Annotated in this window: 11 protein-coding genes and 1 pseudogene; 5 read left to right on the top strand and 7 right to left on the bottom strand. The window is 74.1% G+C overall.

All coding sequences use genetic code 11. The features are described 5' to 3' along the window. Nucleotides 1-32: 32 nt before the first annotated feature. On the bottom strand, nt 33-161 hold the full coding sequence (locus AB0E62_RS23000; protein ID WP_362196743.1) for a hypothetical protein: 129 nt from the start codon (nt 159-161) through the stop codon (nt 33-35). Between the two features lie 542 nt (nt 162-703). Then, entirely contained in the window at nt 704-1957 is a 1254-nt protein-coding gene (locus AB0E62_RS22995; protein WP_362196740.1) for a geranylgeranyl reductase family protein, read from the bottom strand. A 131-nt stretch (nt 1958-2088) separates the two neighbouring features. Here AB0E62_RS22995 and AB0E62_RS22990 point away from each other — a divergent pair, with 131 nt between their 5' ends. Both AB0E62_RS22990 and AB0E62_RS22985 read left to right on the top strand, forming a co-directional pair. After that, a complete protein-coding gene (locus AB0E62_RS22990) occupies nt 2089-3444 on the top strand; it encodes a dipeptidase (RefSeq protein ID WP_362196737.1) in 1356 nt (451 codons plus the stop codon). Between the two features lie 62 nt (nt 3445-3506). Further along, complete coding sequence (locus AB0E62_RS22985; protein WP_362196734.1) at nt 3507-4247, top strand: MBL fold metallo-hydrolase; 741 nt, start codon at nt 3507-3509, stop codon at nt 4245-4247. Here the strand turns inward: AB0E62_RS22985 and AB0E62_RS22980 are convergent. Together AB0E62_RS22980 and AB0E62_RS22975 are read right to left on the bottom strand one after the other, a co-directional pair. Then, nucleotides 4217-5260 carry an NUDIX domain-containing protein gene (locus tag AB0E62_RS22980; RefSeq protein WP_362196731.1) on the bottom strand — a complete coding sequence of 348 codons (1044 nt, stop codon included), beginning with the start codon at nt 5258-5260 and terminating at the stop codon, nt 4217-4219. The two genes, AB0E62_RS22985 and AB0E62_RS22980, sit on opposite strands and share 31 nt — an antisense overlap. 151 nt (nt 5261-5411) lie before the next feature. Further along, a complete protein-coding gene (locus AB0E62_RS22975; RefSeq protein ID WP_362196728.1) occupies nt 5412-5594 on the bottom strand; it encodes a hypothetical protein in 183 nt (60 codons plus the stop codon). Nucleotides 5595-5824: 230 nt separating this feature from the next. On the opposite strand from AB0E62_RS22975, the gene AB0E62_RS22970 reads away from it, so the two are divergent. Continuing rightward, nucleotides 5825-7858, top strand: coding sequence for an NPCBM/NEW2 domain-containing protein (locus tag AB0E62_RS22970; protein WP_362196725.1), 2034 nt, complete (start codon nt 5825-5827; stop codon nt 7856-7858). Between the two features lie 118 nt (nt 7859-7976). On the opposite strand, the gene AB0E62_RS22965 is transcribed toward AB0E62_RS22970, so the two are convergent. Then, nucleotides 7977-8930 carry an ROK family protein gene (locus tag AB0E62_RS22965; RefSeq protein ID WP_362196722.1) on the bottom strand — a complete coding sequence of 318 codons (954 nt, stop codon included), beginning with the start codon at nt 8928-8930 and terminating at the stop codon, nt 7977-7979. Between the two features lie 242 nt (nt 8931-9172). On the opposite strand from AB0E62_RS22965, the gene AB0E62_RS22960 reads away from it, so the two are divergent. Then, nucleotides 9173-10222 carry a LacI family DNA-binding transcriptional regulator gene (locus AB0E62_RS22960; RefSeq protein ID WP_362196719.1) on the top strand — a complete coding sequence of 350 codons (1050 nt, stop codon included), beginning with the start codon at nt 9173-9175 and terminating at the stop codon, nt 10220-10222. A gap of 528 nt (nt 10223-10750) precedes the next feature. Here AB0E62_RS22960 and AB0E62_RS22955 read toward each other — a convergent pair. After that, complete coding sequence (locus AB0E62_RS22955) at nt 10751-12049, bottom strand: aldolase (protein ID WP_362196716.1); 1299 nt, start codon at nt 12047-12049, stop codon at nt 10751-10753. Nucleotides 12050-12248: 199 nt separating this feature from the next. Here AB0E62_RS22955 and AB0E62_RS22950 point away from each other — a divergent pair, with 199 nt between their 5' ends. Next, nucleotides 12249-13154, top strand: a complete 906-nt coding sequence (locus tag AB0E62_RS22950; protein ID WP_362196713.1) for an endonuclease/exonuclease/phosphatase family protein — start codon at nt 12249-12251, stop codon at nt 13152-13154. A 59-nt stretch (nt 13155-13213) separates the two neighbouring features. On the opposite strand, the pseudogene AB0E62_RS22945 reads toward AB0E62_RS22950, so the two are convergent. Beyond that, nucleotides 13214-13314, bottom strand: a pseudogene (locus AB0E62_RS22945) (electron transfer flavoprotein subunit alpha/FixB family protein); the annotation flags it as partial.

The following is a 13314-nucleotide window of genomic DNA, read 5'->3' as shown; positions in this document are numbered from 1 at the left end:
GGCGTGTTGCTGCACGGACGTCGGTCCAGTCATCACTTGGCGTTGATCATGTACGCGGCGAGCGCGGCACCCCAGATGCCGCAGAGCATCACCACGAGGCGGGCTGTCCAGTTGTCGTGCTGTATCGCCATCCGGATCGTCCGCCAGAATTCCCTTCCCATCGCGCCTCCTCGGCATCGTCAGGGCATCTCTGGCCGATGACCAGTCGACTCACGCCACACTGCGCCCCAGCGCCCGAAAACGTCACACGCAGCGGTAAGAACTTTTCACGGAATACGAATCCGCTGCTCAGGATGGGCCACTGAACCGCTGAGGTCACCAGCAGACTCGGCCGTCGCGAGGTGGGTCGCGCCGAAACCGGTACTTCTCGACGCATCTGCAGCACAACCGTGTACGCGCACGGGTATGAACCGCGGGTCAGCAGGTACGCGCGCGGCTCGTCGGCCTGCCAACTATGACGCTCAGACTGGCCAACTGAAGCGCTCAGTCACAACAGCCTCGTCGGCGGACCGCACTCGCCACCGGCCCCGTACGCCCCTCACGAACCGACCGGCCCACGCCATACCCCCGGGACACTGCCGGTTGCCGTACCCGTTCACCCGCCGCGACCCCGGAACCACCGCCGGCCCCCGTACATCGCTCAGGAACCGGTCGGCTCCCCCACCACGTCCCCGGAAACCACCTGCCGGGCCCCGTACGCCCCTCAGGAACCGGCCGGCTCCTCCGTGGCCGGCTCCGCCGGCGGCGTGGGGCGGCGGTCGAGGGCGGTCAGGGCGCGCTGGGCGATGGGGCGGGAGCGGACGATCTCGGCCAGGGTGGTCGCGCCCTGGGTGATGTCCCGGAACGCCCGCCAGGCCGGGCGGAACCCGGTGAGCGCCGCGTGGAACAGGCCCGGGCGCCGCTCGAAGACGGTCGACAGCCGCTTGCCGACGCTCATCTCGACGCCGAGCCCCGCCTTGACCGCGAACGCGTAGTTCAGGGCCTGGCGCCGGGTGTCCACGGCGTCGTGCGCCTCCGCGATGCGGACCGCCCACTCCCCCGCCAGCCGGCCCGAGCGCAGCGCGAAGGAGATGCCCTCGCGCGTCCAGGGCTCCAGCAGGCCGGCCGCGTCGCCGCAGACCAGCACCCGGCCCCGGGACAGCGGCGAGTCGTCGGCGCGGCAGCGGGTCAGGTGCCCGGAGGAGAGGGACGGCTCGAACCCGGCGAGGCCCAGCCGGCCGATGAAGTCCTCCAGGTACCGCTTGGTGGCGGCCCCTTCGCCACGCGCGGAGATCACGCCGACGGTCAGCGTGTCGCCCTTCGGGAACACCCAGCCGTAACTGCCCGGCAGCGGCCCCCAGTCGATGAGGACGCGTCCCTTCCAGTCCTCGGCGACGGTCTCGGGCACGGGGATCTCCGCCTCCAGGCCGAGGTCGACCTGGTCGAGCTTCACGCCGACGTGGGCCCCTATCCGGCTGGCGCTGCCGTCGGCGCCGACGACGGCGCGGGCCAGCACCGTCTCCCCGCCCTGGAGGACGACGGCGACCGTGCGCCGGTCCGGCACCGCCGAGCCGTGCTGCTCGACCCGCTGGACCGTGACGCCCGTACGCAGCTCGGCGCCCGCCTTCTGGGCGTGTTCGACCAGCTGCTGGTCGAACTCGGCGCGGTCGACCAGGCCGAACAGCATCTGCTTGGAGCGGCGGGTGCGGGTGAAGCGGCCGTTGTGGGAGAACGTGACGGCATGCACCCGGTCCCGGAAGGGCAGTTCGAAGCCGGGTGGCAGCGCGTCGCGCGAGGGGCCGATGATGCCGCCGCCGCACGTCTTGTAGCGCGGCAGCTCGGCCTTCTCCAGCAACAGCACACGCCGTCCCGCGACCGCCGCTGCGTAGGCGGCCGACGCGCCCGCCGGGCCCGCGCCCACCACGACGACGTCCCACACCTGCTGCACGTCGTCCGCTGAAGAGTTCTCGCCGCTCACGATGGTCTACCGCTCCGCTCAAGCCGCTGCCAAGTGTCTGTCGCATCCTACGGCGGCCGTCCGCGCGATCCGCTGTGGGAGGATCGATGTACTCACCCCGTACGACGTCGCACCCACGAGGAGCGTGCCCCATGCCGTCGAATCCGGTCGCCGAGACCGTCGCCTCACTGCTGCCCCGGGCGAAGGCGGAGCTGGCCGAACTGGTCGCCTTCCGGTCGGTGGCGGACTTCTCGCAGTTCCCGAGGAGCGAGAGCGAGGCCGCCGCGGGCTGGGTCGCCGACGCGCTGCGGGGCGAGGGATTCACGGACGTGGCCGTGCTGGACACCCCCGACGGCACCCAGTCGGTGTACGGCTACCTGCCGGGCCCGGAGGGTGCCAAAACGGTCCTGCTGTACGCGCACTACGACGTGCAGCCCCCGCTGGACGAGGCCGGCTGGTCCACCCCGCCGTTCGAGCTGACCGAGCGCGACGGCCGCTGGTACGGCCGCGGGACCGCCGACTGCAAGGGCGGCTTCATCATGCACCTGCTCGCGCTGCGCGCCCTGAAGGCGAACGGCGGGGTCCCGGTGCACGTCAAGGTGATCGTCGAGGGCTCGGAGGAGCAGGGCACGGGCGGCCTGGAGCGGTACGCCGAGCAGCACCCCGAGTTGCTGGCGGCGGACACGATCGTCATCGGCGACGCGGGCAACTTCCGCGTCGGTCTGCCGACCGTGACCACCACCCTGCGCGGGATGACCCTGGTCCGGGTGCGCGTCGAGACCCTGGCCGGCAATCTGCACTCGGGCCAGTTCGGGGGTGCCGCCCCGGACGCGCTGGCCGCGCTGATCCGGGTGCTGGACTCGCTGCGCGGCGAGGACGGCTCCACCACCGTCGACGGCCTGGACGCCACGGCGCGGTGGGACGGCCTGGAGTACACCGAGGAGCAGTTCCGCGCGGACGCCAAGGTGCTGGACGGCGTGGAGCTGATCGGTGACGGCTCGGTCGCCGACCGCATCTGGGCCCGCCCGGCGGTCACCGTGCTCGGCATCGACTGCCCGCCGGTGGCCGGCGCCACCCCGTCGGTGCAGGCCGGCGCCGGTGCCCTGGTCAGCCTGCGGGTGCCGCCGGGCACGGACGCGGCGGAGGCCACCAAGCTGCTCCAGGCCCACCTGGAGGCGCACACCCCGTGGGGCGCCCGGGTCACCACCGAGCAGATCGGCCAGGGCCAGCCGTTCAGCGCCGACCCCTCCAGCCCCGCCTACCAGGCGATGGCCGAGGCGATGGCGGTGGCCTACCCGGGCCGGACCATGAGCTACGCCGGTCAGGGCGGCTCCATCCCGCTGTGCAACACCCTCGCCGGGCTGTACCCGCGGGCGGAGATCCTGCTCATCGGGCTGAGCGAGCCGGAGGCGCGGATCCACGCGGTCGACGAGAGCGTGTCCCCCGAGGAGTTGGAGCGGCTGTCCGTCGCCGAGGCGCTGTTCCTGCGCAATTACGCGGCGGGCTGACCCCTTCTGCCCAGGGCAGAGGGCCCTCGCCCGCGGGCGGGGGCCCTCCGTACGGTCGGCGCATGGACGTCATCGAACTGCTGCCCCGGCTGCACCTGTTCCGCTTCCCCGTCGGCCAGGCGTACCTCTGGCGCGACGACGAGGAGCTGACCCTGATCGACGCGGGCCCGATCGGCGCCGGGCGGCCGATCGCCGACGCGGTCACCTCGCTGGGGCACTCGCCCGGGGACGTACGACGCGTCGTGCTCACCCACTTCCACGAGGACCACGTCGGCGGGGCGGCCGAGTTCGCCGCGCTGAGCGGGGCCGAGGTGCTGGCGCACCGCCTGGACGCACCGTTCGTCCGCGGGGAGCGGCCGGGGCCGCCGCCGCGGACGGAGGACTGGGAGCGGCCCCTGCACGCGGCGGCGCTCGCGCAGTTGCCGCCGGGGCCCCCGGAGCCGCCGGCCTCGCTGACCGAGCTGTCCGACGGGGACGTGCTCGGTTTCGGCGGCGGCGCCCGGGTGGTGCACGTCCCGGGGCACACCGACGGCAGCATCGCGGTGTTCCTGCCCGCGTACGGCGTGCTGTTCACCGGGGACACGGTGGCGGCGGCGCCGGACGACGGGACGCCGGTCCCCGGGGTGTTCAACCTGGACCGCGGGCAACTCCTCGCCTCGATACGGCGGATGGCGGAGCTGGGCGCGGAGGTCGCCTGCTTCGGGCACGGCGACCCGGTGCTGTCCGGCGCCTCCGCCGTGCTCCGCTCGCTGGGCCGAGGCGCGCGGCGGGGTCAGCCGACCGGCACCCCCGCCTCCAGGTAGAGCGCGCTGCCCCGTTCCCGGGCGCGCAGCGCCCAGCGCAGCCGCTCGTAGCGGACCGGGGGCAGCATCGCGGCGGCCTCCTGTTCGGTGGCGAACCGCCAGGCGCGCAGCTCGGGTCCGGGCAGCAGCACCCGGGACGCCTCGCCGGGTGCGAGCCGGCCGCCGTCGAAGATCAGCCGCAGCCCTCCGTAGCCGGGCGGGGCGGGCCGTTCCCAGTCCACGACCAGCAGCCGGGGCACCTCCCGCAGGTGTATCCCGGTCTCCTCGGCGACCTCGCGCATCCCGGCGCGGGCCGGTGCCTCGCCGCGTTCCACCACACCGCCGGGGAACTCCCAGCCGGGCTTGTAGGTGGGGTCGACGAGCAGCACCCGGTCGTGCTCGTCGAAGAGCAGTACCCCGGCGGCGAGCGTCTCGGCGGTCGGCTCGGGGGTCTGCACGATGTCGCAGGCGGGGACGGCGCCGTTGCCGACGGCCTCGGCGATGCGGACGGCGCTCTCGTACGGGGTGAGGGCGCTGGTGTCCAGCGGGTGGGCGTCGGCGGTGAGCCAGGAGGCGAGCGCGGCGCGGTAGGGCTCGATGTGGTCGTAGCACCACTGCCGGATGCGTATCTCGCCGTCGGGAGTCTCGGGCGGGATCTCCCGGCCGGCTATCCGCTCCCGCAGGATCGTTTCGGTGGGGGCGAGGAGCAGATGGTGCACCGGGATCCGACGGGCGGCGAGACCGCCGAAGATCTCGTCGCGGTACTCCTGGCGGAGCAGGGTCATCGGCACCACGAGGGTGCCGCCCAGCTCGGCGAGCATCGCGGCGGCCGTGTCGACCACGAGCCGGCGCCAGATCGGCAGGTCCTGGAAGTCGCCGGCCTCGGCGAGGCGCTTGGGTGGCAGCAGGTGCGTGAGTGCCCCGCCGATGATCTCGGGGTCGAAGAGCGCGCTGTTCGGGATCAGTTCGATCAGTTCACGTGCGGTCGTGGTCTTCCCCGCACCGAACGCGCCGTTGATCCAGACGACGGTCACGGACTCCCCCTCTTCTGTTGGCCCCCTGAGGATTGCCCGCTCCACCCTGCCATGGAAACCCCCCGCCGTTGAGGGCGCCTGTCCGCGGGCACACGGAAGTGCCGGTGTCCCCCGCGGCGGGGACACCGGCACGGACGCCCTTCGCGGCGGGTCAGTCGCGGTCGACGACGTTCTCGCCGAGGTCCAGGCTGTGGTCGGCGACGAGGTCACCGACCTCGTCCACCGTGTCCGAGACGTCGAGCGGCCGGTCGACTGCCGCGTGGGAGGGGGTGACGGCCGCCACGACGAAACCGGCGGCGAGGGTGGCGATGGCGAGCATGCTGCGCTTCTTCATGCGCTGATCAACTGCGCGGACGGGCCGCGGGTCACGCGGACCGCGGGGCTTTTCCTCCGTCGACCGCCGCCCCGGAGCGGGGCATCCGCAGCGGCCCGAACACGTCCGAACAATGCCACGCCCGGCCTGAACGCATCTTCCGACACACTCCCACACGTCCTACCATGAGCGCGCTTTCATGACGCGTACATGCCGTCATTCGCCGTCGCGAGTGGGGAGGAACGTCGACGATGCGTCACCCGCACAGCCGCACGACCCGTTTCCGAGTGGCCGGAGCGCTCAGCGCCGGACTGCTGTGCGCGACGGGCCTCGCCACCCCGGCCCCGGCGGCCCCGGCGCCACCCCCTGCGGCGCGCGCCGCGTCCGCCGCCCTGGACGACGGCCTCGCCCGCACCCCGCCCATGGGCTTCAACAACTGGAACTCCACCTACTGCCGGGCGGAGTTCAACGAGGGCATGGTCAAGGGCATCGCGGACCTGTTCGTGGAGAAGGGTCTGAAGGAGGCCGGCTACCAGTACGTCAACCTGGACGACTGCTGGGCCCTGCCCCAGCGCGACGCGAACGGCCGGCTGGTGCCCGACCCCGCGCGCTTCCCGAACGGCATCAAGGCGGTCGCGGACTACGTGCACGCCAAGGGGCTTAAACTCGGCATCTACACCAGTGCCGGCACCAGGACCTGTGACAGCGTGGGCCTTCCGGGCGCCCTGGGCCACGAGTACGAGGACGCGCGGCAGTTCGCCGACTGGGGCGTGGACTACCTGAAGTACGACAACTGCAACAACCAGGGCGTGGACGCCAGGCAGCGCTACCGGACCATGCGCGACGCGCTCCGGGCGACCGGCCGGCCCATCGTCTACAGCATCTGCGAATGGGGCGAGAACAGGCCCTGGGAGTGGGCCGCGGACGTCGGCCACCTGTGGCGGACCACCGGCGACATCAGGGACAACTGGCCCTCCATGCTGTCGATCCTGAAGCAGAACCTCCCCCTCGCCCCCTACGCCGGCCCCGGCCACTGGAACGACCCCGACATGCTGGAGGTCGGCAACGGCGGCATGACGGACACCGAGTACCGCTCGCACTTCTCGCTCTGGTCGGTCATGGCCGCCCCGCTGCTCATCGGCACCGACCTGCGCAAGACCACCCAGGAGACCTACGACATCCTGGGCAACAAGGAGGTCGTCGCCGTCGACCAGGACCCGCTCGGCAGGCAGGGCACGGTGGTGTCCTCCGCGGGCGGACGCTGGGTCGTCGCCAAGGAGATGGCGGACGGCAGCCGCGCGGTGGCCCTCTTCAACGAGTCCGGCACCGCCCAGCGGATCGCCACCAGCGCGGGCGCGGTCGGCCTGCCGCGGGCGGACGGCTATGCCGTACGCGACCTGTGGCAGCACCGCACGTTCAACACCGCCGGCACCCTCGCCGCCACCGTCCCGGCCCACGGCACGGTCCTGCTGCGCGTAGCGGCCGACCCGCGCTGGGCCGCCCATCCGCCCGCCGTCGACCTGGGCCTGGACGGCGGCCTGCTGCTGACGGCGGCCACCCCGGTGACCCTGACCAGCACCGTCACCGATCTCGGGGGCACACCCGCGCGCCGTGTGTCCGTGGCGCTGACCGGCCCGGCCGGCTGGACCGTACGGGCTGCCTCGGCGACCTCGGCCGCCGCCCTCCCCACCGGCGGGACCCTGCGCACCGGCTGGCGGCTGACCGTCCCGGCCGGCACCCCCGCGGGCTCCTACGGCCTGACGCTGCGGGCCAGTTACCGGTCGCCGTCCGGCACACCGGTCACCAGCACCGTCCCGCTGACCGCGTCCGTGGTCGTGCCGCCGCCGTCCGGGACCTCGTACCTCAGCGATCTGCCCTGGTTGTCGGCCACGAACGGCTGGGGACCGGTGGAGCGCGACACCAGCAACGGGGAGAGCGCCGCGGGCGACGGCCGCCCGCTGACCGTCGGCGGCACCGTGTACCACAAGGGGCTCGGTGTGCACGCGCCCTCTGACCTCGCCTTCTACACCGGCGGGGCCTGCGAGGAGGTCACCGCGTCCGTCGGCGTGGACGACGAGAAGGGCGCCAAGGGCAGCGTCGCCTTCGAGATCCTGGCGGACGACACCCGGGCCGCCGCCACCGGCGTCCTCACCAACGCGCGGCCCGCCCAGCCGCTCACCGCCGACGTCACCGGCGCCCAGGTGGTCCGGCTCGTCGTCACCGACGGCGGCGACGGCACCGACTCCGACCACGCCGACTGGGCGGACGCACGGCTGAGCTGCTGAGCCGCCCGGTGGGCCGGCCGGCGCGGGACCGGGTCCATGGCCGGCGGCCCGGTGCCCTCGGCCCGCGCGCCGGGCCGCCGGCCGTCCCGGCGTCGGCGGCCGGTCCCCGCGAGGGGCCTCAGCGGCCGGCCGCGGCCGCGTCCGGGGCCCGCGTCAGGGCCGCCGCGGCGGCGCCGACCAGACCGGCGTCGGTGCCCGTCCGGGCGGGCACGACGGTCAGCCGTCGCACGAAGGAGAGGGTCGCGTAGTCGGTGAGGGCCTTGCGCAGCGGGGTGAACAGGATCTCGCCCGCCTTGCCGACCCCGCCGCCGATCACCGCGATGTCGATCTCGACCAGGGTCGCGGTGGCCGCGATCCCGGCGGCCAGTGCCTGCGCCGCCCGCTCGAAGGAGGCGACGGCGACCGGGTCGCCCGCGCGGGCCGCGGCGGCCACCGCGGCGGCCGAGGTGTCGCCGTCGGGGCCGGGGCGCCAGCCCTGCTCCAGCGCCCGCCGGGCGATGTTGGGGCCGCTGGCGATGCGCTCCACACAGCCGCGCGCCCCGCACGGACAGGGGTCGCCGTCGAGGTCGACGCTGATATGGCCGATGTGCCCGGCGTTGCCGGTGGGACCCGGGTGCAGCCGCCCGCCGAGGACCAGGCCGCCGCCGACGCCGGTGGAGACCACCATGCACAGCGCGTTGTCATGGCCCCGCGCGGCGCCCTGCCAGTGCTCCGCCGCCGTGATCGCGACCCCGTCGCCGATCAGCTCGACCGGCAGCCCCCCGGTGGCCGCACGCACCCGGTCGACCAGCGGGAACTCCCGCCAGCCCGGCACGTTCACCGGGCTGACGGTGCCCGCCGAGGCGTCCACCGGACCGGCGCTGCCGATGCCGACCGCGCCGGCGCGCTCCCACAGGGGCGACCCGGTCAGTTCGCCGAGCACCTCCTCCACGGCCCGCATGACCGTTTCGCCGTCCTGCCGGGCGGGCGTGGGGCGCTGGGCGCGGACCAGGAGCCGTCCGGCGCCGTCCACCAGCGCGCCGGCGATCTTGGTGCCGCCGATGTCCAGGGCCGCCACGAGGTCGGTGTGCATCAGAGTCAGAACTCCCCGTCGAAAGCTTGAAAACCAGAAGGACGCAGGGCCGGTCGTGCGGTGGGGACGCGGGCCGGAGACAGCGGTGGTCAGTCTCTCTCGCTTCTGACAACGTTGTCCAGGCTCTATGCTCGACGCCACATCCTCATACAAGCCCACGGATGTCACACTCTCGTGGGCCGGACGGGCGGCAGACAGCCGACGGAAACCGCCGACAGAGCCGACAGACAGGACAGCGCACCGTGCCCGAGACCACCCGCCGCGCAGACCGCCCCACCGGGAACCGGTACGGCAACCGCCCGACGATGAAGGACGTGGCGGCCCGGGCCGGTGTCGGGCTGAAGACGGTCTCCCGCGTGGTCAACGGCGAGCCCGGGGTCACCCCGGACACCGAGCGGCGGGTGCAGGAGGCGATCGACGCGCTCGGCTTCCGCCGCAACGACAGCGCGCGGGTCCTGCGCAAGGGGCGGACCGCGAGCATCGGGCTGGTCCTGGAGGATCTCGCGGACCCGTTCTACGGCCCGCTCAGCCGCGCCGTGGAGGAGGTGGCCCGCGCCCACGGCGCGCTGCTGATCAACGGCTCCAGCGCCGAGGACCCCGAGCGCGAGCAGGAGCTGGCGCTGGCGCTGTGCGCGCGCCGCGTGGACGGACTGGTGGTGATCCCGGCCGGGGACGACCACCGGTACCTGGAACCGGAGATCCGGGCGGGGGTGGCGACCGTGTTCGTGGACCGGCCGGCCGGCCGGATCGACGCCGACGTGGTCCTGTCCGACAACTACGGCGGGGCCCGCGACGGCGTCGCCCACCTCATCGCGCACGGCCACCGGCGGATCGGGTTCATCGGCGACATGCCCCGGATCCACACGGCCGCGGAACGGCTGCGCGGCTACCGGGCGGCTATGGAGGACGCCGGGACAACCGTCGAGGAGCGCTGGATCTCCCTGGGCGCCACCAACCCGGAGCGGGTGCGCCGGGCGGCGGAGGAGATGCTGGCCGGCCCCGACCCCGTGACCGCGGTCTTCGCCGGCAACAACCGGGTGACGGTCACCGTCGTCCGGGTCCTGGCCGAGCGGTCCCGCCGGGTCGCGCTCGTCGGCTTCGACGACTTCGAGCTGGCCGATCTGCTCCAGCCGGGGGTCACGGTCGTGGCCCAGGACTCGGCGGCCCTCGGCCGCACTGCCGCCGAACGCCTTTTCCGCCAGCTGGACGGCACCCTCCTCGCCCCGGAACGCACCACACTCCCGACCCGCCTCATCACCCGGGGCTCGGGAGAATTGCCCCCGGCGGACTGAACGGGCCGCGCGGGGCGGCGCCGGCTCCCGGACCGCACGGCGATCGGGTGGGTCCGCCGCGAGACGTACGCACGGCGGAGCCGGACCGGACTCCGCGGCGGGGCCGGTGCGGAAGAACGCGGCGCGGAGTCCGCGGGAGCCCTGACCGGCCGGTGTTGAAGGCGCACGAGGGGCCGGGGGCATCGGCGGAAGCGCCGGCCGTGCCCGCCGTCGCCCTTGCCGACGGCGGGCACGGCGGCCACCGCCGACAGGGCGGGGCCGCGGGGGGCCGCGGGGGGGTGCGGGAGTCCCGTGGCGGCCCTGCGGGCGGAGCAAGGCGCGCGGCGCCGGACCGGGGGCCGACGAGCGGATCCAGCGGGGGCCGGCGGACCGCATCTCCGGGCCGTAGCCGCGTCCCAGGCGCTCCGCGGTGCCTTCGCGGGTCAGCCACCTCCCCACCGCACCGCGCCGGGCACCCTTCGACCGGCCGGTCCGCGCGCGCCCGGTACCCGGCGCCCCCTCCCGGAGGCGCCGGAGGCCGAGGGGGGACTACTGCGCGGCGGCCGTCAGGTCGCCGCGGCGGGGGGACGCGAAGGCCTCCAGGCCGGCGCGGGTCAGGCCGGTGAGGCGGGCCACCTCGGCGATGTCCAGGGCGCCGCAGTCCAGGCCGCGCAGCAGGTAGCCGCTGAGCGCCTTGGCGGTGGCGGGCTCGTCCATGACGTCGCCGCCGGCCCGGTTGGCGTACCGGGCGAGGCGGGCCGCGGCCTGCTCGAAGCCCTCGCGGTAGAAGGCGAAGACGGCCGCGTAGCGGGTGGGGATGTGCCCGGGGTGCATGTCCCAGCCCTGGTAGTAGGCACGGGCCAGGGCCCGCCGGGTCAGGCCGTAGTGGAGGCGCCAGGCGTCGTGGACCTTCGCCGTCGGGCCGACGGGCAGGACGTTCGTGGAGCCGTCCGAGACGCGGACACCGGTGCCGGCCGCCGCGACCTGCATGACCGCCTTGGCGTGGTCGGCGGCCGGGTGGTCGCTGGCCTGGTAGGCGGCGGAGACGCCGAGGCAGGCGCTGTAGTCGAAGGTGCCGTAGTGCAGCCCGGTGGCGCGGCCCTCGGCGGCCTGGATCATGCGGGCGACCGTGGCGGTGCCGTCGGTGGCCAGGATGGACTGGCTGGTCTCGATCTGGATCTCGAAGCCCAGGCGCCCGGCGTCCAGGCCGTGCGCCTTCTCGAAGGCCTCCAGCAGCCGGGCGAAGGCGCTGACCTGCTCGGGGTAGGTCACCTTGGGCAGGGTGAGGACCAGGCCCTCGGGCAGACCGCCGGCCTCCATCAGGCCGGTGAGGAAGACGTCGAGGGTGCGGATGCCCCGGTCCCGTACGGCGGCCTCCATGCACTTCATGCGGATGCCCATGTAGGGCGCGGCCGTGCCGTCCCGGTACGCCTCGGCGATCAGGCGGGCGGCGCGGGCGGCCGTCGCGTCCTCCTCCGCGTCGGGGCGGGGGCCGTAGCCGTCCTCGAAGTCGACGCGCAGGTCCTCGATGGGCTCGCGCTCCAGCTTGGCCCGGACGCGGGAGTGGACCGGCTCGGCCAGCTCGTCCGACAGGCCGAGCACGGCCGCGAAGGAGGCGGCGTCCGGGGCGTGTTCGTCGAGCGCCGCGAGCGCCTGGTCGCCCCAGGAGCGGATGGTGTCGGCGGCGAAGGCGTCGCCGGGGACGTACACGGTGTGGACGGGCTGCCGGGTGCCCGGGTCCCCGGGGTAGCGGCGGTCCAGCTCCGCGTCGACCGGTGCGAGGGAAGCGCTGATCTCCTCGCTGACCGCGCCCGCGAGGCTCGTCGCCACCTTCTCCTGCTGACCCATCCCACACCCTCCAACTTTTCCGCTCTATGGAATCAACAATCCGTATAGTGAAGCTATCTGGCAACCTTCCCGCTGGTCAACACCGCATCGTGCGGGCTCGGCACCAGGATCTCGACATGGTCGCCGCCATCTGGCACCGTGCCGGAGCCACCGCCCGCCGGCGACGAGCCGCCCGGAAGCCGCAGCCCGAGGAGCACCCGTGCCGAGGAGCCACAGCCGAATCCCGCGCCGCCGGGGCCTGAAGGCGGCACTGGCCGCCGCGGTCCCCCTGGCCCTGCCCAGTAGAGCACCCGCGGGCCCCACCGCGGCGGGTGCGGGGCACCGCGTCCCGCTCCGCGTGATGTCGTTCAACCTCCGCTACGCGAGCACCGCCGAGCCGCACAGCTGGTCCGCCCGCCGCCCCGTGACGCGCGCCCTGCTGCACCGGGAGCGCCCGCACGTCATCGGCACCCAGGAGGGCCTCTACCAGCAGTTGCGCGACATCGAGACCGACCTCGGGACCGTGTACGACTGGATCGGCACCGGGCGCGCGGGCGGCAGCCGCGGCGAGTTCGCGGCGGTCTTCTACGACACGCGCCGGCTCGCTCCCCTGGAGTACGACCACTTCTGGCTCTCCGGCACGCCGGACGTGATCGGGTCCAACACCTGGGGCGGCGGTTCCGTCCGGATGGCGACCTGGGTCCGGTTCCGGGACCTGCTCTGCGGCGGCCGGGAGTTCTGCGTGCTGAACACCCACCTCGACAACCGCAGCCAGTACGCACGCGTGCGGGCCGCCGCTCTGATCGTCCGGCGCGCCGCCGGGCTCGGCCGCTCGCACCCGCTCGTCGTCACCGGCGACTTCAACGTGCCCGCCCACAGGAACCCGGTCTACGACACGATGCTGGGCGCGGGTCTGGCCGACACCTGGGACACGGCGGCCCGGCGGAGCGAGCTGTACGGGACCTTCCATGGTTACCGGCCGCCCGCGCCGGGCGGCGACCGCATCGACTGGATCCTCGCCACGCCCGGTGTCACGGTGCACGAGGCCCGGATCAGCACCTTCTCTGCGCACGGGCAGTACCCGAGCGACCACCTGCCGGTGCAGGTCTCCCTCACGCTGGGATGAGCCGAGGCCCCCGTGACCGTCGGCGCGGTCACGGGGGCCTCGTACAGCGGGTGGGGGGATCAGCCCTTGCGGGTCTTGATCTCCTCGGTCAGCTGCGGCACGACGTCGAACAGGTCGCCGACCACGCCGTAGTCGACCAGCTCGAAGATCGGGGCCTCTT

Origin of the sequence: Streptomyces sp. NPDC038707, assembly GCF_040636485.1 — a bacterium.
Taxonomy (GTDB): domain Bacteria; phylum Actinomycetota; class Actinomycetes; order Streptomycetales; family Streptomycetaceae; genus Streptomyces.
Note: the sequence above shows the minus strand (reverse complement) of the source record. Positions and strands in the feature narration are given on the sequence as shown.